This is a genomic window from Pseudoalteromonas prydzensis (assembly GCF_001661495.1).
GTDB lineage: Bacteria > Pseudomonadota > Gammaproteobacteria > Enterobacterales > Alteromonadaceae > Pseudoalteromonas > Pseudoalteromonas prydzensis.
This window is the reverse complement of sequence record NZ_BDDT01000003.1, coordinates 430,184-454,692: the sequence shown is the minus strand read 5'-3', so window position 1 is coordinate 454,692 and position 24,509 is coordinate 430,184. Positions and strand designations below refer to the sequence as shown.

Annotated in this window: 21 protein-coding genes and 1 tRNA gene; 15 read left to right on the top strand and 7 right to left on the bottom strand. The window is 41.1% G+C overall.

The features are described from left to right. Positions 1-29: 29 nt before the first annotated feature. A complete protein-coding gene (locus tag A7968_RS09415) occupies positions 30-872 on the top strand; it encodes an alpha/beta hydrolase (protein ID WP_064666316.1) in 843 nt (280 codons plus the stop codon). A gap of 85 nt (positions 873-957) precedes the next feature. Here A7968_RS09415 and A7968_RS09410 read toward each other — a convergent pair whose 3' ends face one another. The 3 genes from A7968_RS09410 to A7968_RS09400 form a co-directional block, all read right to left on the bottom strand. Then, positions 958-2,706 (bottom strand): AMP-binding protein, encoded by a 1,749-nt coding sequence (locus tag A7968_RS09410; protein ID WP_227008915.1) that lies wholly within the window; start codon positions 2,704-2,706, stop codon positions 958-960. 195 nt (positions 2,707-2,901) lie between these two features. After that, the gene (locus tag A7968_RS09405) at positions 2,902-3,348 is read right to left on the bottom strand and encodes a DUF3010 family protein (RefSeq protein WP_064666315.1); all 447 of its coding nucleotides are present in this window, start codon (positions 3,346-3,348) and stop codon (positions 2,902-2,904) included. A 41-nt stretch (positions 3,349-3,389) separates the two neighbouring features. After that, positions 3,390-4,430, bottom strand: coding sequence for an endonuclease/exonuclease/phosphatase family protein (locus A7968_RS09400; protein ID WP_064666314.1), 1,041 nt, complete (start codon positions 4,428-4,430; stop codon positions 3,390-3,392). A gap of 258 nt (positions 4,431-4,688) precedes the next feature. On the opposite strand from A7968_RS09400, the gene thrS reads away from it, so the two are divergent. The 6 genes from thrS (at position 4,689) to A7968_RS09370 (ending at position 10,077) form a co-directional block, all read left to right on the top strand. After that, positions 4,689-6,599: a threonine--tRNA ligase gene (gene thrS / locus A7968_RS09395; RefSeq protein WP_064666313.1), complete on the top strand. Its 1,911-nt coding sequence runs from the start codon at positions 4,689-4,691 to the stop codon at positions 6,597-6,599. A 59-nt stretch (positions 6,600-6,658) separates the two neighbouring features. After that, positions 6,659-7,222: a translation initiation factor IF-3 gene (infC, locus tag A7968_RS09390; protein WP_084448114.1), complete on the top strand. Its 564-nt coding sequence runs from the start codon at positions 6,659-6,661 to the stop codon at positions 7,220-7,222. A gap of 208 nt (positions 7,223-7,430) precedes the next feature. Beyond that, entirely contained in the window at positions 7,431-7,631 is a 201-nt protein-coding gene (gene rpmI, locus A7968_RS09385) for a 50S ribosomal protein L35 (protein WP_004587840.1), read from the top strand. Between the two features lie 15 nt (positions 7,632-7,646). Then, positions 7,647-8,009, top strand: coding sequence for a 50S ribosomal protein L20 (gene rplT, locus A7968_RS09380; RefSeq protein WP_008110477.1), 363 nt, complete (start codon positions 7,647-7,649; stop codon positions 8,007-8,009). 173 nt (positions 8,010-8,182) lie between these two features. Continuing rightward, positions 8,183-9,256 (top strand): sensor histidine kinase, encoded by a 1,074-nt coding sequence (locus A7968_RS09375; protein ID WP_064666312.1) that lies wholly within the window; start codon positions 8,183-8,185, stop codon positions 9,254-9,256. Next, a complete protein-coding gene (locus A7968_RS09370) occupies positions 9,253-10,077 on the top strand; it encodes a LytR/AlgR family response regulator transcription factor (protein ID WP_064666311.1) in 825 nt (274 codons plus the stop codon). The genes A7968_RS09375 and A7968_RS09370 overlap by 4 nt, the downstream gene beginning before the upstream one ends. Before the next feature lie 66 nt (positions 10,078-10,143). Here A7968_RS09370 and pyk read toward each other — a convergent pair whose 3' ends face one another. Beyond that, the gene (gene pyk, locus A7968_RS09365) at positions 10,144-11,580 is read right to left on the bottom strand and encodes a pyruvate kinase (protein WP_064666310.1); all 1,437 of its coding nucleotides are present in this window, start codon (positions 11,578-11,580) and stop codon (positions 10,144-10,146) included. 399 nt (positions 11,581-11,979) lie between these two features. Here pyk and gnd point away from each other — a divergent pair, with 399 nt between their 5' ends. Beyond that, a complete protein-coding gene (gene gnd, locus A7968_RS09360; RefSeq protein WP_064666309.1) occupies positions 11,980-13,353 on the top strand; it encodes an NADP-dependent phosphogluconate dehydrogenase in 1,374 nt (457 codons plus the stop codon). A gap of 85 nt (positions 13,354-13,438) precedes the next feature. On the opposite strand, the gene ansA is transcribed toward gnd, so the two are convergent. Together ansA and sppA are read right to left on the bottom strand one after the other, a co-directional pair. Continuing rightward, positions 13,439-14,449: an asparaginase gene (ansA, locus tag A7968_RS09355; RefSeq protein WP_064666308.1), complete on the bottom strand. Its 1,011-nt coding sequence runs from the start codon at positions 14,447-14,449 to the stop codon at positions 13,439-13,441. Between the two features lie 70 nt (positions 14,450-14,519). Next, the gene (sppA, locus tag A7968_RS09350) at positions 14,520-16,385 is read right to left on the bottom strand and encodes a signal peptide peptidase SppA (RefSeq protein ID WP_064666307.1); all 1,866 of its coding nucleotides are present in this window, start codon (positions 16,383-16,385) and stop codon (positions 14,520-14,522) included. 220 nt (positions 16,386-16,605) lie between these two features. On the opposite strand from sppA, the gene A7968_RS09345 reads away from it, so the two are divergent. The 7 genes from A7968_RS09345 to bamJ all read left to right on the top strand — a co-directional run bounded on the left by A7968_RS09345 (position 16,606) and on the right by bamJ (position 21,894). Further along, positions 16,606-18,567 carry an oxidoreductase gene (locus tag A7968_RS09345; RefSeq protein WP_064666306.1) on the top strand — a complete coding sequence of 654 codons (1,962 nt, stop codon included), beginning with the start codon at positions 16,606-16,608 and terminating at the stop codon, positions 18,565-18,567. Positions 18,568-18,631: 64 nt separating this feature from the next. Continuing rightward, positions 18,632-19,309, top strand: coding sequence for an HvfX family Cu-binding RiPP maturation protein (locus tag A7968_RS09340; RefSeq protein WP_064666305.1), 678 nt, complete (start codon positions 18,632-18,634; stop codon positions 19,307-19,309). Between the two features lie 111 nt (positions 19,310-19,420). Beyond that, the gene (locus tag A7968_RS09335; protein ID WP_064666304.1) at positions 19,421-19,969 is read left to right on the top strand and encodes an NAD(P)H nitroreductase; all 549 of its coding nucleotides are present in this window, start codon (positions 19,421-19,423) and stop codon (positions 19,967-19,969) included. A 197-nt stretch (positions 19,970-20,166) separates the two neighbouring features. Continuing rightward, positions 20,167-20,544 carry a hypothetical protein gene (locus tag A7968_RS09330; RefSeq protein ID WP_064666303.1) on the top strand — a complete coding sequence of 126 codons (378 nt, stop codon included), beginning with the start codon at positions 20,167-20,169 and terminating at the stop codon, positions 20,542-20,544. A 101-nt stretch (positions 20,545-20,645) separates the two neighbouring features. Then, positions 20,646-20,736, top strand: a tRNA-Ser gene (locus A7968_RS09325). Positions 20,737-20,785: 49 nt separating this feature from the next. Next, entirely contained in the window at positions 20,786-21,172 is a 387-nt protein-coding gene (locus tag A7968_RS09320) for a hypothetical protein (protein WP_064666302.1), read from the top strand. A 104-nt stretch (positions 21,173-21,276) separates the two neighbouring features. Continuing rightward, on the top strand, positions 21,277-21,894 hold the full coding sequence (gene bamJ, locus A7968_RS09315) for a BamJ family beta-barrel-assembly machinery protein (RefSeq protein ID WP_064666301.1): 618 nt from the start codon (positions 21,277-21,279) through the stop codon (positions 21,892-21,894). A gap of 81 nt (positions 21,895-21,975) precedes the next feature. Here bamJ and A7968_RS09310 read toward each other — a convergent pair whose 3' ends face one another. Beyond that, entirely contained in the window at positions 21,976-24,369 is a 2,394-nt protein-coding gene (locus tag A7968_RS09310; RefSeq protein ID WP_064666300.1) for a TonB-dependent receptor, read from the bottom strand. Positions 24,370-24,509 lie beyond the last annotated feature (140 nt).

Below are 24,509 nucleotides of genomic sequence, written 5' to 3'. Positions count from 1 at the left end.
ATACAATTACATCATTAAAAAATAACAATATGAAACATCTCGTTGTAATCATTTTTAGCCTTGTGCTTAGTAGCAACGCTGTTGCATTTGAAGTTAAGAGCAACACTTTTGTAGGGCAAAAAACCAAGATAGCACAGCCAATCACTGTGGTACTGCCGGATAACTATTCAACCAATAAACGTTACAATGTGATCTATGTATTACATGGTTTTAGCGGTAACCATACAGATTGGACTAAGTTAACCAATATAGCGCAATTAGCTGATCAGTATGATGTGATAGTTGTGAACCCTGATGGTAACTACGGCGCTTGGTATTTAAATTCGCCAGTGCTTAACGATTCCCAATATGAAACTTACATAGCAGAAGATGTAGTAAATTATATTGATAATACCTATTCGACCAATCGGTCTAAAGTGGGGCGGGGGATCACTGGCTTGTCAATGGGAGGGTATGGTGCATTGAACGTTGCTATAAATAATCAACAGGTATTTGCCGCTGTGACGTCTATGTCTGGTGGTGTGGATTTACGCCCCTTTGCTGCTGAGTTTGGTATTGCGAAAGTATTGGGTGAATATAGCCAATACCCACAGCGCTGGGATAACGCAGCTATCATTAATAATTTACATAAACTGGCAGCAGGGAACACTCAGTGGAAGAAAACCGCTGATAGCCTGCCTATTATGTTGGATATTGGTGTTGAAGATTTTTTTATTGAGCAGAACCGTGAACTTCACCAAGCGTTATTGTCACAGCGAATACGCCATGATTATGTTGAGCGTCCAGGGGCCCATGATTGGCACTATTGGCAAAAAGTGATCCCTTATCAATTTTTGTTTTTAACGAGTCACATGCTACCCGCCGCTGAGTAAAATGCAGGCGCTTAAAATAAAATGAGGCTGAGCACAGGCTGCTCAACCTCTCGATAGTCGTAAAATTTTTTACAAATTAGGACAGTTAAGAAAACGCGGCTTCTTTTATTTCAGCTTGCATTTGTTCACGCATTTTAAATTTTTGTAGTTTGCCCGTTACTGTCATCGGGTACTGCTCAACAAACCGTATGTGTTTCGGTACTTTAAAATAGGCGAGTTTATCTTTCAAGAAAGCACGAATTTCTTGCTCGGTTAATACAGCATCTTCTTTGGGTTGCACCCAGGCACAGACTTCTTCACCGTATTTTTCATCATTAATACCAAAAATAGCGGCATCTTGCACGCCAGGATAAGTGTAGAGTACTTCTTCAATTTCTCGCGGGTAGATGTTTTCGCCACCGCGGATGATCATATCTTTGATCCTTCCAACAATGGCAACAAAGCCTTGCTCATCCATTACCCCTAAATCACCCGAATGCAGCCAGCCATCTTTATCTATCGTTGCGGCGGTTTTTTCTTCATCATTCCAATAGCAGCGCATAATACCAGCGCCACGGCTACACACTTCACCAGGTAGGCCAATTTTTTGAATATTTCCCAATTCATCAATAATTTTTACTTCTGTATGGGCAAGGGCACGACCAACCGTGGTGACTTGTTTCTCGATGGGCGAATCAATTTCCGTGACATTATTAATAGGGCTGCATTCTGTTTGACCATAGCCAATCACGACCTCTTGCATATGCATTAGTGTGTGTACTTTTCGCATCACTTGCTCAGGGCATGTCGATCCTGCCATTATGCCGGTGCGCAAACTTGATAAATCAAAACGGGAAAAATCTTTTAGTTCAAGCTCTGCAATAAACATCGTCGGTACGCCATGAAGTGCGGTGCAGCGCTCTTGCTCAACCACTTCTAAGGTGGTTGTAGGATCAAACGATTCGCCGGGGAATACCGCAGTGGCGCCTTTACTGATACACACAAGGTTTCCAAGTACCATGCCAAAGCAATGATATAAAGGAACGGGGATACACAATTTATCAGCAGCAGTTAATTTCATTGCATTCGCCATTAAAAAACCATTATTTAAAATGTTGCGATGGGTTAAAGTCGCCCCTTTTGGATTACCTGTTGTGCCGGACGTAAACTGGATATTGATATCTTGATCAGGTTGTAAGGTTGCAGCAATGGTATTGAGCGTTTGTTGTGTTGCATCATTGGGCAGTGCCATAACGTGTTTAAAACTAAACATGCCTGCTGCGGGGTCATCACCAATACGAATAATATTCTTCAGATCGGGTAAGTTTTTTGCCTTGAGCTGGCCTGCTGTTGCGGTGGCAAGTTCTGGCAGTAACTCATTTAACATTGCCAAGTAATTACTGGCTTTAAAACTTGAGGCGGTAATGAGCGTGGAGCATTGTACTGAGTTAAGTGCATATTGTAATTCATTAGGGCGGTAGGCTGGGTTAATACAGACCATAATGGCCCCAATCTTAGCCGTTGCAAATTGCGTTAAGGACCACTCAAGGTTATTAGGAGACCAAATACCGACCCGATCGCCTGGTTTTACCCCTAAAGCGAGCAATCCCATTGCGAGCTGGTTGATTTGCTGTTGATACTGTTTATAACTTAAGCGGATGTTTTGATGATGAACGACTATTGCTGGATGATCTGGGTTATTGTCGACAATGCTATCTAGGTAATTGCCAATGGTTTTATTGATCAATGCAGGGCTATGCGCCCCCTGATAGTAGCTTTTTAATAGTTTTGTGGGATTATTGACTGCATTATCTATGTTGCTTACAGTCGCTTCAATCTGTTCTACTTGCATCATTGTTCTCCGTATCAATGTTGTGAGAGTTTACATTGTTAGAAAAGCATAGATTGTCGACAAAGAAAAGTGCTATACGACCAATGTAGCAATAAAAATCAAGAATTTTAGGCAATAAAAAACGCTAGCAGTAACTGCAAACATGGTTGCAATACTTACTAGCGTTACGCTCAGTGCGAGATAGAGGTTAATTAAAAATTAAAGCTCTTCACTGCGGTAGGTTTTTTTCATCAAATACACATAAGCGTTAACAAATGCATTTTCTTGGTACTTTTTCAGTCCAGTTTCTGCAAAATCGATAGGAATTGGATTACGCTTTAATTGCTCTTTAACTTCAGTCACTGTAAACAAGTGTACGTCGAGCTCTTTAATTAATTGAATCGCTGTTTCCATCTTAAAACCATTTGCACTGCCGGCAAACTTACCTTTTGGTGCACGTTGACGAATAGCGACAGAATCAATTTGGTAATCTTGCATTAATTTTGCAAAATCAAATTGGAATTTACGCATTACTTCTGTGTCATTGCCGTTACCTAAGGTAAAGCGAGTTTGGCGAATATCGCGTATATCAAATACGTCTTTGTCTTTTGTTAAAATACACAGTAGTACGTCACTACCGGTAATTTCTACACCGCATGTTCTCATTGTCATTCTCTAAATAACTAGTTTGTTACATTATACCCAAGTCACCTCAAGATGCGAGCGTCGTTGCCATTAAAAGCGATTTCAATGCCAATAGCACTGTGATCGCTGACGCAAATATCTTCATCTATTTGCTCAGGATTTAAATGACTGTCGAAACTTAAATAGCGTAAAGACTGTACTCGCGATAACACACACTTAGTATTAAAGTGGCCGGAGACTAAAATATAATCTAAAACATTGCCACGGCCCTTGTAATAATGAGTCACGGGTTTTATTTTACCTGCGATAGCCTCGCTACTTAATTCAAACGCGTCAGTGAGCCCAACGATGGGTTGTTCAAGCTCTAAGCAGGGTTCGCATCGAGTAGGGTGAAATCCTTGGGTCATAAATGATAATGCCGGGCTTTGTATATTGTCGTTAAAATCCCCCATCACTAAGGTGGCGCAATTTTTCTCGCGCTGGGTTTTTAGTGCATCGTAGTAAACGATTGAGGCTTCGAGTGAACGTGATATTTGCGATTGCATCATGCCAACCGTTTGCTGTAGTAAATTAAGTAACGGATCGTCTAAATTATGAATGTTTAACATATGCGCCATTGAATGCACTCGTTGTGATTTAAAATGCACCACATAACAGGCTAACTCACCAAAGCCAGGTACATCAAAGTGGCACTTAATTGGCGTGCGGTTAAATTTAAACTCATTTTGATTATTTAAATACTCAAGTAACTCAGGGCAAGGGGTTAATTCATGGCAGTGTTGAAAAGGAATTTTTGCAGCAATAGCGACCACTGGATTAAATAATACCTGCGGGTAGAGGTTGTCACTGCGCGGGCTGGCCACAGTTGCAAAATAGTCATAGCCTTGTTCTTTACAGACTACCTCGAGTTGTTTAGGGCTAAATACTTCTTGAAATGCCACAACGGTCGCTTGGCTTTGCTGCAGGAAGCGTGCAATAAACTGCTGTTTTTGCCGCCACTGTGTTGCATTGTAACGTTCGTGCAATTGATAAAACGAATAAGGCGGCGCTGCATAATTAAGTAAATTTAAGGTGGCAAAACGGATACTTTTGAAAGCAGACATTCGATGATCCAACAGCTGAAATTGCATTAAGTATGAAATGCAGCGGTTATTTGTCAATTTGTCTGGCTAAATACTTGTATTTAGTGGCTTCAAACGCGACAATAACCGCTTGTGTTTGGTAAGACTCAACAAACGCATTAACCAAATACGGTTAAAATTAACAATGCTTATTCGTAAAAGCGTTGTCGAGTTACTCATTTTACTTTAATAAATACATGTGATGCATTGTAGGCGTCACCACTGTAGTAAGGATTTATAATGCCAGTTATTACTCTCCCTGACGGCAGTCAGCGTAGTTTTGAAAACCCAGTAAGCACTCTAGATGTAGCCAACGATATTGGCCCAGGCCTTGCCAAAGCAACCATAGCTGGTCGTGTTAACGGCACCCGTGTTGATGCCTGTGACTTAATTACAGACGATTCTCGCCTTGAAATCATTACCGCAAAAGATGATGATGGCCTTGAAATCATTCGTCACTCATGTGCTCACTTGATTGGTCATGCAGTTAAGCAATTGTTCCCTGAAGCAAAAATGGCAATTGGTCCTACCATCGATAACGGCTTTTACTATGATATCGATATGGAACACTCATTAAGTCAAGATGACTTAGAAGCCATTGAAAAACGTATGCTGCAGCTTGCTAAAACAAACTACGACGTGGTTAAGAAAACCGTAAGCTGGCAAGAAGCCCGCGATGCTTTTGCAGCACGTGGCGAAACATACAAAATTGAAATCCTTGATGAAAACATCAGCAAAGATGATCGTCCAGGTTTATATCATCATGAAGAATACGTCGACATGTGCCGCGGCCCGCACGTACCAAATATGCGTTTTTGCCAACACTTCAAAATAATGAAGGTGGCGGGCGCTTACTGGCGTGGTGATTCAGAAAATAAAATGTTGCAACGTATTTATGGCACTGCATGGGGCGATAAAAAACAGCTTAAAGCGTATTTACAACGCCTTGAAGAGGCTGAAAAGCGCGATCACCGTCGTATTGGTAAAGCACTCGACTTATGGCATTGGCAAGAAGAAGCACCAGGTATGGTGTTTTGGCATAACGATGGTTGGAGCATTTACCGCGAATTAGAAGAATTCGTACGTGAAAAACTGCGTGAATACCAATACGAAGAAGTTAAAGGTCCAATGATGATGGACCGTTCGTTATGGGAAAAATCAGGTCACTGGGAAAAATATTCAGAGGCCATGTTTACCACTGAGTCTGAAAAGCGTGAATACGCAATCAAACCAATGAACTGCCCAGGTCACGTACAGATCTTTAACCAAGGTTTAAAATCATACCGTGATTTACCGCTGCGTATGGCTGAATTTGGTTGTTGTCACCGTAATGAGCCCTCAGGTGCATTACATGGCTTAATGCGTGTTCGTGGCTTTACGCAAGATGACGCGCATATCTTCTGTACTGAAGAGCAAATCATGGCCGAAGTATCAGCCTGTATTCAAATGGTCTATGATACTTATGAAACGTTCGGTTTTGAAAAAATTGTTGTTAAGTTGTCGACTCGCCCAGAACAACGCATTGGCGAAGACGAAATGTGGGACAAAGCAGAGCTTGCGCTTGCTGAAGCACTTAAAGCAAATAACATCGAATTTGACTATTTACCGGGTGAAGGTGCCTTCTACGGTCCAAAAATTGAATTTACTTTGTACGATTGCTTAGACAGAGCGTGGCAGTGTGGTACAGTGCAACTAGATTTTGCATTACCTGGGCGTTTAGGAGCAACTTATGTTGCTGAAAACAACGAACGTCGCACACCTGTTATGATCCACCGTGCAATTTTAGGTTCGATTGAACGCTTTATTGGTATTTTAACTGAAGAGTATGCCGGTTTATTCCCAACGTGGCTTGCGCCTAAGCAAGTAGTGATTATGAATATCACTGATAAACAAGCTGATTATGTGCAAGAAATTGTACAAAAATTAAATAAACTTGGAATTAGAGCCGCTGCTGACTTGAGAAATGAGAAGATTGGCTTTAAAATCCGTGAACATACATTAAAACGTATCCCATATTTACTGGTTGTTGGCGACAAAGAAGTCGAACAACAAGAAGTAGCAGTACGTACCCGCACAGGTGAAGATCTGGGCAAATTTAATGTTGATGACTTTGTCGCTAAAATTAGCGATGAAATTAAAAATCGACTATAAAAATCCAGCGTGTAGGGCATACATTTAATTGCTAACTACACGCTTATTATTAGATATTCTTGGAGGAACGTACCATTAGAGGCGGCAAGAAAGGGCAACAAACAGCCCAAAAAAATCGTATTAACGAAGAAATTACAGCTCAAGAAGTTCGCTTAATTGACATTGACGGCGAGCAAGCTGGAATTCAGTCATTAAAAGACGCGCAAACTATGGCTGATGCCGCTGGTGTTGATCTAGTAGAGATTAGCCCAAATGCTGAGCCGCCTGTTTGTAGAATCATGGACTACGGTAAGTTCATCTTTGAAAAAAGCAAAGAACTAAAAGAGCAGAAGAAGAAGCAAAAGCAAATCCAGATAAAAGAAATCAAATTCCGTCCTGGCACGGATGAAGGTGATTATCAGGTTAAGCTTCGCAACTTACGTAAGTTCTTAGAAGGTGGCGATAAAGCTAAGATTACCATCCGCTTCCGTGGTCGTGAAATGGCCCACCAAGAAATTGGTATCGAATTATTAAACCGTATCAAAGGCGATTTAGAAGAACTTGCAGTTGTTGAGTCTTTCCCAAATCGTGTTGAAGGCCGTCAAATGGTTATGATGATGGCGCCTGTTGCTAAAAAGCAATAAACAGGTTAAGATGCGCACCGAATTTAGCTCAGGTCACCAAGTAATACGCAAGTATTCACCTGTGCTAACCGGTATTAAAGTAAAACTGCAGCATTTATGTTGGGTTTTCACCGGACTATGGCAGTAAGTTAGGCCTAAAAGTGGAGCTATAGCAATATATCTCACGCCTGCTTACTAATTTTAAAGCAATACATTTGGAGTTATTGCAATGGCTTATAAGCTAAAAAGTCACAGAGGCGCGGCTAAGCGTTTCAAGAAAACTGCTTCTGGCGGTTTCAAGCGTAAACAAGCGCATCTTCGTCACATTCTGACTAAGAAAACTTCTAAGCGTAAGTTACACCTACGTCCTAAGATGATGGTTCATAAAAATGACCATGGTCTAGTTTCACGTATGTTACCATTCGCTTAATAGGGGTTTTTAGAAATGGCAAGAGTTAAACGCGGCGTTGTCGCACGTGCACGTCACAAAAAAGTTTTAAAACAAGCAAAAGGTTACTACGGAGCACGTTCACGTGTTTACCGCGTAGCTTTCCAGGCTGTTACTAAAGCGGGTCAATACGCTTACCGTGACCGTCGCGCGAAGAAACGTACTTTCCGTCAATTATGGATCGCACGTATCAATGCTGCTTCACGTCAAAATGGTCTGTCTTACAGCCGTTTTATCAATGGTCTTAAAAAGACATCTGTAGAAATCGATCGTAAGATCCTTGCAGATATCGCTGTTTATGACCAAGTTGCATTCGCAGCGCTTGTTGCAAAAGCAAAAGAAGGCCTAGCGGCAGCTTAAGCTTTTACAAATAAGTATTGAAAAGGAGCCAATGGCTCCTTTTTTTGTGGCTAAATTAAAGTACCTATACATTTGCTTTGCGGTAAGGCTCGTGAAAAGCGAGATAGTCGGTAGTGATCCCACCCTAATTAACGCTATATAATAATTACAAATAAATGAGGTAATTAACTATTTTGAATTGGCAATCCTTAGTTGATAACCGCCAACGGTTTTTCTGGGTCTTACAGATCGCCGGCTGGATAGGTTATGCACTTGTTAACTACATTGGCTCTAAAGTATTCGAAATGCGCGATATTTATGTATTTGTGATCGTGCTCAATGCTTACGCTGGATGTTTAATGACTGTGCCATTGCGTTATATGTATCGCAAGGCCTGGAATGCAGCGCCTTGGGTTTTAATGTTGGTGGTGTTCAGTGCGTCGTATGTTACCGGTACTTTGTGGGCGGTGATCCAAAAGTTTAATTTATGGGAAATCTATCGTCATGGTTATCGCCCAACAGAATGGTTTTACTATCTTCAACAAGGCTTAGATTCAGTTTATATTATTCTTTGTTGGAGTGGTTTGTACTTTGGTATTAAATACTATCAGCTTTTGCAAAGTGAGCGACAAAAGGCGCTAAAAGCGACTACCATGGCACATGAAGCACAGCTAAAGATGCTGCGTTATCAATTAAACCCACACTTCTTATTTAATACCTTGAATGCGATCTCAACATTGATTTTGGTAAAAGAGAATAAAGATGCTAATTTAATGGTGTCAAAGCTGAGTGACTTTTTACGCTATACACTCAATACCGATCCGATAAAAAAAGTGCCACTTGAACAAGAGTTACATGCACTTATGCTTTATCTTGAAATAGAGCGAGTGCGCTTTGATGAACGATTACAAGTAAATGTACAAGTCAGTGATGAAGCAAAAAATGCATTAGTGCCAAGCTTGATTTTGCAACCGATCATCGAAAATGCGATTAAATATGCGATAGCTCATCTTAGTGAAGGTGGAGTGATTGATATTAAAGCACAAGTTTTTGCTAATGAACTATTACTGGAAGTAGGCGATAATGGCCCTGGTACTGAATTACTTAATGGCCAATTAGTTAATTCACAAGGGGTTGGGGTAGCAAATACTAAAGACCGGCTAAAAACCTTGTATGAAAATAACTATTCGTTTGTGTTATCACATAATACGCCAAGTGGATTGAAAGTAAATCTGCGCGTTCCGTTTGAAAAGGCTGTGAAAAAATGAGCAAGATTAAGACCCTGATTGTCGATGATGAACCATTAGCCCGTAGAGGCCTAGCTGTAAGATTGGAGGAGTTTGATGATATCGAAGTCATCAAACTATGTAACTCTGGTCAAGAGGCAATCGATGCATGTCAAGCAGGGAAGATAGATTTAGTTTTTTTAGATATTCAAATGCCAGGAATGAATGGATTTGAGGTTGCCAGAGCACTCAGTGAAAGTGTTAGAGCGTTACCTGCTATTGTGTTTGTTACCGCATTTGATCAGTTCGCAGTCAAAGCATTTGAAATTCATGCTTTAGATTACATTCTTAAACCAGTCGATGACAACAGACTAAAACAGGCGGTAGAAAAAGTGCATACCTACTTGAAGACGCAACAAGACAACGCCCATAAGAAAAAATTGGCAAGTTTTGTCGCTGGAATTACTGGCAATAATTGTGAAGAGATTTTGAAAAAACTGGCCACTGGCGATACCTTAACAGATCGTCGCTACCCAGAATCTTTAGCTGTGAAAGAGCAGGGTGAAATAATCCGTGTGCCTGTAGCGACAATTCAATGGGTTGATGCAGCTGGTGATTATATGTGCCTCCATTGCCAAGATGGGCAAACCCATATTCTTCGCAAAACCATGAAAGAACTAGAGCAGGAACTTGATCCGCAACTATTTGTTCGTGTACACCGCAGTGCGATTGTAAATACTAAACAAATAAGCAAGTTAGTGACGCAAGTCAGTGGCGAATATTTATTAGTGTTAGACAACGGCCAAGAACTAAAAGTAAGCCGTAGTTACCGCGATAAAGTAAAAGCGGCGTTAGCAAGTTAATAAAATTAATATAAAAAACGCGAGCCTTGACTCGCGTTTTTTTACTGTGCTAAATAATTTATGGTATTAAGCAACAGTCACAATCTTCATGGTGTTAGTTGCACCAATCGTTTCCATTGCATCACCGTGAGTGATAATAACTGTATCGCCAGCTTGTAAAGAGCCTGCAGCTACTAAAGTGTTAAGCGCATCTTTTACCATGTTATCTTTTTCACATTTCGTTGAGTCAAAGAATACTGGGTAAACACCGCGATATAATGCTGTTTGGCCAAGTGTACTGGCATGACGAGACAATGAATAAATCGGTAGGCCAGAACTGATGCGTGACATCAATTTAGCTGTGCTGCCTGATTCAGTTAACGTTACAATCGCTTTCACAGAATCTAAATGATTTGCTGCATACATAGCAGATAAAGCGATTGATTCAGCGTTTGATGAAAAACGACTGTCTAAGCGATGCTTAGAAACGTGGGTTTCTTTTTGCGATTCTGCACCTAAACAAACGCGTGCCATGGTTGCAACGGTTTCTTCAGGGTAATCACCAGCTGCGGTTTCAGCTGAAAGCATCACAGCATCAGTGCCATCGAGTACAGCATTGGCAACGTCCATAACCTCTGCACGTGTTGGCATTGGGTTATCAATCATTGATTCCATCATTTGCGTTGCAGTGATCACTGTACGATTAAGTGAACGAGCACGACGGATAATAAGCTTTTGCTTACCCATTAATGCCGCATCACCAATCTCTACACCTAAGTCACCACGGGCAACCATTACAGCATCAGACGCTAATACGATGTCATCAACGGCTTCAACAGTTTCTACCGCTTCAGCACGCTCAATTTTTGCTAACAACTGTGCGTTTGAACCTGCCGCTTCAGCAAGTGAACGAACATAACGCATGTCATCGCCGCTGCGCGGGAATGAAACGGCAATGTAATCTACGCCAATCTCAGCGGCTGTGATTAAATCTTCTTTATCTTTTTCGGTAAACGCTGGAGCTGTTAAACCACCACCTAAACGGTTGATGCCTTTGTTATTTGATAACACGCCGCCAACAGTTACGGTGGTATAAACTAAGTGGCCTTCAACACTATCAACAGTCAGTTGGATCAAACCATCATTTAATAGTAATAAATCACCTGGTGCGACGTCTTGTGGAAGTTCTTTGTAATCAATACCAACAGCATTTACATCGCCTTGGCCTTTTTCCATTTTTGCATCAAGAATAAATTTAGCGCCAACAACTAAACTTACTTTGCCATCTTTAAATGTTGATACACGAATTTTTGGGCCTTGTAAGTCGGCTAAAATAGCAATGTGCTTGCCTAACTTATTAGCAATATCACGCACCGCTTGGGCACGATCTTTGTGATCTTGTGCAATACCGTGTGAAAAGTTCAAACGCACTACGTTTGCACCAGCACGGATTATTTTTTCTAAGTTATTATCTCGATCGGTTGCAGGTCCAAGGGTCGCGACTATTTTTGTGCGTCTAAGCATCAAATTCTCCTGTAGGCTTAATAAATGATAAGCAGGTTGACGGTTTTTCGTTATTTATATATGCCGTTTTAACTAACACGCATATTACAGTTTCTATGCTCAGCCAATACATTGTTCAATACAGTGTTATTTATTAGGCTGTCATAATTTTATACAAAAAATATGACCACATTATGACACCGGTGTCAGGTCTCGTCAATGCTCGGCTCAGAAATCCATACAAGGAAAATTCCCCTGTGGGAGGCGTTGTTTGATATAATTTACCGTATCTTGTGTATTTTGCTGCGCATAGCGCGGTATCTGTTGTCTAAGCTCGCATTTTTAAGTGGCTTGGGTATATAATGCGCGCGGTATTATTTTCATTTACTAACCAATAGTTGTTACCGAGGAGGACACTAAATGCAAGTTGCATTAGTCGGGTTAGGCGTTATGGGTAAAAATCTTGCTCTGAACTTGATAGAACAGGGTATGACGCTAGTAGCTTATGATAAAAACCCAGATGCGGGCGAAGAGCTATTAAGCTGTGCTAAATTACAGGGCATGGCAGACCGTCTGCACATTGTGTCTGATTTAGCTGATATGGTAAAACGGTTAACGCCGCCTCGCTCAATCTTGTTATTAGTACCAGCAGGTGAGTTAGTTGATAAAGTGTGTAACGAATTAGTTGAAGCGGGCGTTGATTGCGACGACATTATTGTTGATTGTGGTAATAGTAATTATAAAGACGGCATATCGCGTAAACTGAAATATCAAAATAAATTTGAATTTGCCACTATGGGTATTTCTGGCGGTGCTGAAGGCGCTCGTCATGGACCTGCAATGATGGCAAGTGGTTCAGAAGGTGGCTGGGAGCGTGTCGAGTCATGGTTTGAGAAAGTTGCTGCGAGCTACAAAGGCGAATCGTGTTTTGCACGTGTCGGCCAATCAGCCAGTGGTCATTTTGTTAAAATGGTACACAACGGTATTGAATACGCATTAATGCAATTAATTGCAGAAATGTATCAATTACTACGTTTAGGCACAAACCGCACACCACATGAAGTTGCTGAGATTTTTAATCAATGGTCTGAAGGGTCACTAAATAGTTATTTATTGTCTATTTCAAGTCATATCTTATCGTTAGAAACCGATACGAATGAAGCTTTAGTTGATTTAATTGATAACAAAGTGGGCGCCAAAGGCACTGGTTTGTGGACCGCACAAAATGCACTAGAGCTAGGCATTGCTGTGCCATCACTTGTTGCCGCTGTGCAAGCACGTCATTTAACCAATACCGGTGATACACACGCAGCAAAAGAAATGACCTACGCCGCTAAAGCAACGTCGCAAGTAGAGCTCGATTTAGACGAGCTTAAAGATGCGTTCTTGTTTGCAAGCTTGCTGGCATATCGCCAAGGCCTTGCGCTTATTAAAGGTGCATCACGTGCCCATCAATGGAAAGTAGACTTATCTAAAACACTGCAAACATGGCGCGCAGGGTGTATTATCCGAGCTGATTACTTAGATAATATTGCTGAGGGTGTTGAGTTTATCGATACACTCGAAAAAGAAGCGTTAGCACTGCGTAAGATAGCAGGCCAAGCGATGATGACCGGATTAGCATTCCCGGTATTAAGCTCTACGCAAACCTATTTTGCAACACTTACTACGCCAAGTAATGGTCATTTAGTACAAGCACAACGCGATTACTTTGGTGAGCATGGTATTAAAACTCACAGTGGTGAAGTGTGCCATTTAACTGATTTAGTTGAGATTGACGCGAAAGTTCGTTAATTAGACCAAACAGTTTAAATAAAAGGCACGCTAATTAGCGTGCCTTTTTAGTTTGAAAGATTGTTTTTAGTATAAAGCGCTGAGCTTATCTACTTAACTCACCACGTAAGTTGTCTTGCATGAGATGACGGATCGTTTCAATTTCAAGATTTTGACTAAATAAGTAATGTAGCTTAGTAAGGCATGCCTCTAGCGTCATATCGTAACCACTGATAACCCCGATGTTTAGCAATGCATTACCGGTTGCATAGCCGCCCATATTAACATGACCTTTTAAGCATTGCGTTAGGTTGATAATAACCATACCGCGTTTGCTTGCGCTTGAAAGGATCTCTAAAAAGTCTGGATCTTGTGGCGCATTGCCGACCCCAAAGCTTAATAATACCAGCGCTTTGATATTATCATTTACCAGACTTTTAACCACCGCATGGCTTATCCCTGGATACAAATATAAAACCCCAATAGGCTGTGGCGTGATATTGGTGACTTGTAGTTCATTTTCAACGTACGGGCTCAACTGGCCTTTTAATAATTGAATATTAATGCCTGATAGCGCCAGTGGTTCAAGGTTTGGCGAGGCAAAGGCATCAAAACCATCGGCATGTGCTTTTGTTGCACGGTTGCCGCGAAATAATTGATTGTTGAAAAATAAACTAACCTCAGCAATCGGGTAGTTAGCCGCTAAATACATGGCATTAAGTAAATTGACTTGGCCGTCAGAGCGTAATTGCGAAAGGGGAATTTGTGAGCCTGTGACGATCACAGGTTTAGTTAAATTCTCAAACATAAATGACAGTGCCGATGCGGTATAGGCCATAGTGTCGGTACCGTGCAATACCACAAAGCCATCATAGTCTTGGTATTTACTTTTAATGTCTTCTGCGATTAATTGCCAATGGGCAGGGGACATATCTGACGAATCAATAAGCGGACAATACTCATGAATATCAAATAAAGGCATTTCATCACGATTAAATTCAGCATTGTTTGCCACGGTTTGTGTTAAAAAGCCTTCTGCAGGAATATAGCCTCGGCTTGATTTTTTCATGCCAATTGTACCGCCAGTATATGCGATATAAATACGTTTACGTTTCATAAAAAAAGCCCAGTAAAAAAACTGGGCTTAGTATAACGCTAAGTGCTAATCAATACAGCCTGTTAGGGCATTATTGTGAAATATTACACACTAAGCAGCGAGCATAAATCCCTTGCGGATCGTTGTAATCCTGCAAGCTTTCAACTTCAGTGCTTAACTGTTTAAGCAAGCCATTGATTGATGCTTGGTTAGATAATGCATTTTGTAAGGTACTTTGCGAGCCTATAAATGCTTTAACGGATGCGTTACCAAAAATATCTTGCATTAATTGCTCTTGCCCTGAAAGGCTATGCTTAATCGTTTTGACTTCGTAAAAATCAAGTTTAGCAAGTTCAGCGGCAGCTTTTATAGCGTCTTGTTTATTGCCAAGCTTATCAATTAAGCCCAGCTCTTGCGCTTGGCTGGCAATCCAAACACGGCCTTGGGCAATATTATCCACTTGCTCAGGCGTCATGTTGCGTGCTTCAGCAACCACTTCTAAAAAGCGCTGATAAGCATCTTCAACACTCAGTTGAATAACTTGTGCCATTTTCTCATTCAGTGGGCGGGTGACAGATAAGCCTGCCATTTCTGTTGTTGCTACACCGTCAGAATAAACACCTAATTTAGCCATGGTGTTTTCAAAGGTCATAAAGTTACCAAATACACCGATTGAGCCGGTAATGGTGCTTGGCGCAGCCCAAATTTCATTGGCTGCTGAGGCAATCCAGTAACCACCCGAGGCAGCCACAGAGCTCATCGAGGCAATAACAGGCTTGCCAGCGGCTTTAAGTGCCAGTACTTCAGCACGAATAACTTCAGACGCAAACATGCTGCCACCGCCTGAATCAATACGCAGTACTACGGCTTTAACTTTTTCATCTAAACGTGCTTTACGTAGTAACGCCGCTGTAGAATCACCACCGATTTCACCAGCTTTACGTTCGCCGTCAGAAATAGTACCGCGAGCAACAACAACAGCGACTTTTTCGGTTACTGGGTTATCAAACTCAATGGGCGGTTTAATTAATGACAAGTACTCGTTAAACGAAACTTGATTAAAGGTTTTACCGGTTTCTTCAGTGCCGACTAATGCAATCAATTCTTGGCGAACTTGTTGATTGGTTTTTAAAGAATCAACCCATTGATGTTCTAGAGCATAGCGACCTGAATCACCATTGACTGCTTGCATTTTTGCAAGGAAAACATCCATTGTTTCATCAAAGTTAGATTCATCAAATGGACGAACGGCGGCGACATCTTGTTTGTATTCTTGCCATAACGCGCCTAGCCAGACACTATTGGCTTCTTTTGCTGCATCTGACATGTCATTACGAATAAAAGGTTCAACAGCCGATTTGAACGTACCGACGCGGAAAATATGTTGGGTGATGCCAAGCTTTTCAAGCGCATCTTTAAAATACAGCGGATACATCGCAAAACCTTGAATTTCAACACCACCATAAGGGTGCATTGAGACTTCATCGGCGTGAGCGGCAAGATAATATTGTGCTTGTGAATAATAATAGCCTGATGCAATCACTTTTTTATCAGCCGCTTTAAAACGCTCAAGCGCTTGTGTGATCTGCTTTAATTTATTCAAATGCGCATTAGGCATTTTTTGTAAGTCTAGCAAAATTACGCTGATGCGCTGATCTTCTGTTGCTTGATCGATTACTTCGACAATATCATCAAGTAAAATTTCAGCAGGTTCATCATTACCCATTGTTGCATCATTGATGGCTGCTTCTACTGGATCTACATAGGTTTTTTCTTCTACGATAGGGCCATTAAGATTGAGCCTGAGCACGGATGTGTCGGCTACTTTAATTTCATCATCATCGCTGGCTATTGAGACAATAAATAGAATCACAATTAGCACAAATAAAATATTGAGAACTAAGCGACGAGAAAAGTTAATTCCTGTCCACAGCCCTTTAAACAGCTTTGCAATCAAAATAAATCCTTAGTCTGGTACAACTTATATATAGCAACCATCTTAGCCTAGAATAAAAATTTATTTAACTGTTAAATCGTAACTAAGTGTTTATCAGCTACCATGTTAGTGAGTTTATCTGTAGAAATAATACATAATTTGGTGCTTTTGTTGCTTATTACTTGCCAATCAAGCAAAATTCGCTAATGTATAGAGGTTAGACCAGTTAACGGGGCAGAGGATGTTAGAACAACAATTACAATTAAAACACACACAATTACGCAATCGGTTAGTGATGGGGTCAATGCACACGGGGCTTGAAGAAGGGTGGCACAACCGAAAGCGGTTGCGCGCTTTTTATGAAGCACGCGCAAAAGGTGGCACTGCAATGCTCATCACTGGCGGTTATAGCCCTAATTTACGTGGTAAGTTAACCCCCATTTCATCTTCTTTTAATAGCTATTATGATGTATTTAAGCACCGTGCTTATACAGAGGCTGTGCATCAGCATGGCGGAAAGATTTGCTTACAATTATTACACGCTGGTCGCTATGCCTATCATCCATTTAATCAAGCGCCAAGTGCAATTAAAGCACCGATCAATCCTTATAAACCAAAAGCGATGTCTGCTGGCGCCATTAAAAAGACCATTAAAGACTTTGCTCAGTCGGCCTACTTAGCTCAAAAAGCAGGTTATGATGGTGTTGAAGTGATGGGATCTGAAGGCTATCTGATCAATGAATTTATGGCGCCACATACTAATAAACGCACAGACGAATACGGTGGCAGTTTAGAAAACCGCATGCGTTTAGCATTGGATATAGTCAAAGCGGTGCGTGCAAAAGTAGATAAAGAATTTTTAATTATCTTTCGTTTATCTGTGATGGATCTGATCCCTAATGGCTCCACTCCAGAAGAGGTCACGATCCAAGCTAAAGCTTTAGAGCACGCTGGGGTTGATATTTTTAATACTGGAATTGGCTGGCATGAAGCGCGCGTACCAACCATTGCTAGCATGGTACCGCCTGGTGCATTTAAAGAAGCATCAAAACGCTTAAAAGAAGTGGTATCGGTGCCTGTTATTGCTGTAAACCGCATAAACACCCCTGATATTGCAAATGAAATTTTAAACGCAGGGGATGCAGACTTAATTTCGATGGCACGCCCTCTGCTTGCCGATCCTGAATTTTTTAATAAATATAAAGCACAACACAGTGAGCAAATTAATATTTGTATCGGCTGTAACCAAGGCTGCTTAGATCATGTATTTAAAGGCAAGCGGGCCACTTGCTTAGTGAACCCACAAGCGGGCTTTGAATTAGATTACCCGCTTGAACACACTGCAAAAGCGAAACGCGTGTTAGTTGTGGGTGCCGGACCTGCAGGTTTATCGGCGAGTTGTTATTTAGCGCAAAAAGGGCACACAGTGACGCTGATTGATAAAAACGCCGATATGGGCGGGCAATTTAATTTAGCGATGCGTATTCCTGGCAAAGAAGATTTTAATCACACCTTACGGTATTTTGTTAATGAACTTGAGCGTCTCAAAGTCACAGTAACACTCAATACTGCGTTTACAGATAGCATGCTTGATCAATACGATGAAGTGGTATTTGCAACGGGCGTACGTCCGCGCGAAGCCAACTTTACTTGTGCTGATGACAAACGGGTTTTTTCTTATGATGAAGTGATCCGCGGTGACGTTGAATTAGGTCAATCGATAGCGATTTTAGGCGCTGGCGGAATTGGTTTTGATATGGTTGCTTTTTTGAGCGAACATAAAAATCAAACTATCACTGAATTTAAAACTCAGTGGGGTATTGAGTGCGAACCAAGCCCTCATAAAGATGCTCGGCAATTATTTATGCTCAAACGCAGTGCAGGGCGATTCGGCAGTGAACTGGGTAAAACCACCGGTTGGATACATCGCCAAGTTGCAAAGCAACATGGTGTAAAACAAATAGCTGATTGCCAGTACCATCACTTTGATGCGCAAGGTCTAAAAATTTCTATAGCAGGCGAACAGCAAGTTTTACCCGTCGATACGGTTATTGCTTGCATTGGTCAAGTGTCTAATAATGAGTTAATGTCGCAATTAACGGATAACCCAAAAGTACATGTAATTGGTGGGGCCAAGTTAGCGTCAGCGATTGATGCAAAACGGGCCATTTATGAAGCGCTACAAGTTGCGCGTAAAATTTAACTGAAATAAACTTTCAATCGTAGCGGTCTTTGTTTAATATATTTAAAGAGACTAGACTGCTACGATGAATACATTACTCACACTCTATAAAACGTTCCTACAAAAAATAGCTTTGCTTGATGGTATCCCAGCTTTGTTATTTAGACTCATACTCGCGCCCGTTATGATCATTGCGGGTTATAACAAGCTAAATATCAGTGGTGACGTTAATGGCTTTTTTGAATTTTTTTTAGCTTCACCTGATGTGGTTGCTTGGTTTGGCAACCCAGATTGGGGCCTCGGCCTGCCATTTCCTGATTTACTGGCTTTTTTAGCTGGCTGGAGTGAATTTCTCGGGGGCTGGCTGCTCTTGCTAGGTTTATTAACTCGCCTAGTAAGTATTCCACTTATGTTTACTATGGTTGTTGCTGCAACGTCTGTACATTGGCATAACGGCTGGTTTGCGATTGCGCCGACAGATCCAGATACCAGTGCTGCTCAAGTACTCGATTGGTTAGCTGTCCCCGGCGCCAAAGAAAGCCTCGAAAACTCCCTTGCAGTAAAAGAACGAATTGAGAAAATTCGTGGCATTGTAGAAGAGCATGGTTTCCCAGATTATCTATATGAAAAGGGTAAACCGTCTATTTTAAATAATGGCATTGAATTTTCAGCAATTTACTTTGCAATGCTCTTGAGCTTATTTTTCACCGGTGGTGGGCGCTTTGTCAGTGTTGATTATTGGTTACGACGAAAAATTGAATAACCAAAGCGTAAGTAGAAAGTTTGCCGACGCGGCAAACTTTCTACTTTTCTAACTTTCTCAGTGATCCCTAACAATGCTATGCTAGCTTCTTTTTTCAAGTAGAGAATTGCTATGGACGCTATTGAGCTGTTATTAACTCGTCAATCTGATCCCAAACTCAGTTTCCCAGGACCCAATCAAGCGCAATTAGAGAACATTAAAAAAGCCGCATTAAAAGTCCCTGATCATGGTGGCTTAGCGCCGTGGCAATTTTTTATCGTAGAAGAGGCAGGGCGGGAACGCTTAGGCGAAATTTATTATCAAAGTGCTATTGCAGAACAGCAAGATGAAAAAACCATTAGTCGCGCAAAAGAATTAACGCAACGAGCACCGATGATTATTATCGCGGTGGCAAAATATCAAGCGCACCCAAAAGTTCCTCGCATTGAACAAGTACAAAGTGCAGGATGTGCTGTATTTGCAATGCAGCAGGCTGCCTTTGCACAAGGGTTGGCGGGTATCTGGCGTACGGGTTACTTTGCTCAAAGCGCGGCAGTAAAAAAGGCGCTCGGGCTTGCTGAGCAAGACGAAATAGTGGGTTATCTATATCTAGGTACAGCTGTTGTTGATTGCACTAAGCCTGCGCGGCATAAGGCAGACGACTTTTTTAGTGTGTTATAAATATAAAATGAACTTGTTGGCGCTATCACAGTCATACTAGATTAAGGTTGCTTTTGCTAACTTTGCTTAGCTAAACGTTGGCTGTGAGAAGCGCTAGGATGCAAGTAATTATTCTTCGACGGTTTGTTTTTTAATCTGTTATTTTTTGTTACTGTATGGAATGTCTTATAACAATAACGATAAAAAAGACGAGAACAATGGGAAATTTATTTTTACGTGAAAAAGAAAAATGGCTTACTTGGTCTTTATGGGGTTTTGTAGGTGCTGTAATCACTCTATACACCGCATTTAGTACGCATACTCCTCATCTAATCGCAATGTCATCAATAGGTATCGTCGTTATATTAGCATGGTGGATGCAACGTACCAGACGATTTGATTTTGGTAGAGCATTCAAAGTGTGCTTTTATGTATTAGTGCTGAGTATTTTGCCTGCCTTTATATTGGTTTTAGTGCCAAGTGATGATCTCAATCGTTATGACTTAATATTTCAAGGTTTAAGTTTTGTGACTTTTAGCTTGTTAGTGTGTTTATTATGTTCGTGGATCGCAAAGCGCCCAAAACAGTATTATTGAGTTATTTTTAGCCTTTATAGAGTTATCGCTGCAATTAATTTTAATTTTTTACTTTTAGGGCTTTACAACAAGGCGAGTAACCCCTATTATCCGCGCCGTACGGAGAGATGGCAGAGTGGTCGAATGCACCGGTCTTGAAAACCGGCATGGGTTTGTAGCCCATCTAGGGTTCAAATCCCTATCTCTCCACCATATTTAAAAAGCCGCCTTATGGGCGGCTTTTTGCTATCTGGAGTTTACTATGACAGAACAAAACCAATTAAGTACAACTCAGCGAGTACTCAAACATGTGTTGTTATGGAGTGTATTTGGCTACTGTTATCACAGTGCAATCAATTTACTGGTTAAGATGGCTATTGATTCACAACCTGAGCAGGTATTAGTGACTGCAACGGCGTATTGCTTAGGATTTAATATTTTATCTGCCCATTTGATCACCAAATACGATAAACATTGGCCTGAAATAGCAGCAATTTATATCGGCGTATTTGGCTTATTAGTAGTTCCTTTGATACTCGTTGGTTCGCACGCATTACTGAGTCGGCCATTACTCGCTGGTATTTTAATCAGCTTGCCGGTATTTACTTTCGCGATGCGCTTTATTAAGGGAAAACTCCTTAAAAACTAATCCTAAAGAAGCCCAAAAGGGCTTTTTTTTATGATAGCATAGGCGCGTCTTTTAACTGATACCAACGCTTTTAAGGTTGGTATAAACAAAACGTGAAACACATTATGTCAGATAATTTTACTACAGATGCTGAAAAAGCAAGTTACGGTATTGGCTTACAAATGGGTGAGCAACTTAAAGCAAATCCATTCGAAGGTTTAAACTTAAATTCAGTATTTGCAGGCATGAAAGATGCTTACACAGGTGGTGATTTCCAAGTTGAGATCCCTGAGATCCAAGCGGCTTTCGAAAAAATCAATACTGAAATTCAAGCTCGTCGTGAAGAAGAAGCTAAAGTACTAGCCGCTGAAGGTATTGCATTCTTAGAAGAAAATGCAAAGCGTGCTGAAATAACGGTTACTGAGTCTGGTCTTCAGTACGAAGTACTTGCAACAGGTGAAGGCGAAAAGCCAACTGCAGAGTCTACAGTTCGCGTTGATTATCACGGTACACTTATCAACGGTACTGTTTTTGATAGCTCTTATGAGCGCGGCCAGCCTGCTGAATTCCCAGTCGGTGGCGTTATCAAAGGTTGGACGGAAGCGTTACAAATGATGCCTGTAGGCACTAAATGGCGTATTTATGTTCCTCATGAGCTTGCTTATGGTGAACGTGGTGCCGGTGCTGCGATTGCACCTTTCTCGACGCTTGTATTTGATGTTGAGTTACACGCTATTCTTTAATAGTTATTTACTTTTTAAGTAAATAAAAAAGCCACCTTAAGATGATTAAGGTGGCTTTTTTTATACTTGTGTTACGGTAAATTAAAAGTAACCACGAACACCGAGTCTAAAGTTTCGCCCTGGTAATGGCGCTTGATCTTTAATGAAGGAACTGTGTACAAAACCTAATTCATCGGTGATGTTATCAATGTTGATATAAAACTGCGTATCGACAGGGCCAACAGTTAATTGATAATTTGCTTGTGCATCAAATAATGTGTAACCGTCAGTTGCGGTTTCATAGGCAGTGATGTCATTTTGTTCAAAGTAGTGAGTGCCCGTTAAGCTAAATTGCCAATCACTAATAGTATATTGTAATTCAGAGCCTAATTTGTTCGCTGGAATACGCGGCAAATTACCTTCGTCATCAGCAAGTTTCGCGGTTGTTGAATCACCAAATAGTTTAACCATGGCATTGGCGTTAAGTTGATAATGTGCGTCAAACTCAATCCCGTATAATTTTGCATCTTTACTAACAAATTGATAAACCGCCATGCCATCATCGTGGCCAGGCTCTGCTGTTTCAAGGCCGTGCTCTTCATCAAAGATTAACCCTGTGTTTTGCTGATAGTAAAAGTTTTCAATGTCGTTATAGAAAAAGTTAACGGTATAACCAAAATCACCGCTAAAGCGTCTAAAGCCAAAATCAATATTGGTTGATGTTTCTTGTTTGATATTTTCTGGTTCAAAGTGAATTTCACCGTCTTCTATCACGTAGCCTAAACCTAGTTCATAGGTGCCAGTCGCAATATGCACACCATTTGAAAGTAGCTCTGCAGATAATGGAGCACGCTCAGAATGTGACACGCTAAGAGACACGCTTTGACCTGGCGTATATTGCCAAATTGCGCCAGCTGAAGCGCTTAGGTTAGTAAAACTTTTACTGTAAGCCGTTAGCTCATTTCCGTGCTCATCAGCATGCTCTTCATGCTCATGGTCATGGTCATGCGCTGAAGTATCGACGTTACTATCAATATTATAATCTTCTAAACGAGCACCAAGTTCCACAGTTACGTCGCCAAACTGTTGCTCTTCTAAAATAAACAATGCATTAGTCGTGGTTTTACTTGCAGGTGTAAAGGCTTCTTCACCATCAGCATCATAATTAGACTCGCTAAAGTGGTAGCCCGCCATCCCATGCCAGTTCCCCAGTTTATGCTCAACATTAAAACGTGCTTCAGTGGTTTCATTACTAAAGATTGTACCAATCGCGCCATCTTCAATTTCAGCATGGCGATAGTCAGTATAACCAAGACGTAAATTAATGGTTTCAATCCAATTGTTATGTAACGCATAGCTCATTAGGCCTTGCCAACGATCTTGCTCTACGCGCGCATAAACAGCTTCTTCTTCACCTTCTTCATGGGCATGTTCGTGCTCATGTTCATGCCCGTGTTCATGGCTATGGGCTGGAATACCGTAATCTGTTTCTATACGACCATAAGAGACGCCTAACGTTAAATGTTCGCCTACATAGCTAGTACCAAAGTTTACGGTTTGGCTATCAATAAAGGTATTTTTAACAGACGTCGCTGTTTCATGCTCTTCTTCGTCATGGCCTTCATGATCTTCGTGCTCTTCCTCAGGTAAGTTAAAACGCGGAGTTTGGTAGTCATCACCAGTGCGTTTAGTGCCATCAAAATGAAAATTAAAGTTGTTATGACCTGTTTCAAGCTTGGCAGCATAGGTGTTGGCGTTTGATACTGTATCGTGGCTGTATTCAACTGCGCCAGTTAGTTGTTCGATGTTATCAGTTGGAATACGGTTATCAACCACATTAACAACACCGCCGATTGCACCAGAGCCATAAAGTAAAGTCGCAGGACCACGTAGGACTTCAATCTGTTCAGCAGCTAGGCTGTCATTAGAAGTGGCGTGATCTGGGCCAATTCTAGATGCATCGCTGCTGTCTAAACCATTTTGAGTGATTTTCACGCGGGGGCCATCTAAGCCTCGGATTATAGGGCTCGAAGAAACAGGGCCAAAATAGCTGGCATTAACGCCTGGTAGACCTTTTAAAGTTTCGCCTAATGTTGGTTTTGCTTTATTTCGTAGTTCATCACCACTGAGAACGCTCACTGGTGAAATCATTTCTAAACTATTTTTATGCAGGGCAGAGGCGTATACTACCACCGTTTCAACAGAGGTTGGAATAAGGGTAACCTGTAATGCTGGGCTTGCTTCATTGACAGCAATACGGGCATCAACATAATTATCTTTACTAATATGTAGCTGACTATTAGCGTCTATATTAATACTAAACTGGCCGTTGTTATCAGTTTTTATTGTTTGAGCTTTACCGTGTACATGGACTTCGGCTTGGCTGATCGGTTGATTTTTGTCATCTAAAACTTGGCCTGTTACAACCGCGGCATGAGCAGAAAAAGAACTTAAAGCAGTGATAATTGCAGTGGATACTAAAGAATGTCGGATCATGGTTACTACATCGTGGTTATTATGTTGTGATATAATATAACACCATCATTTGTGCCGATCAATAATGTTATACCATAACTTTAAAATAAACACATTTTCATTAGTAAGCGCTATACTGAAGTAGAAATAATCACTAGTTT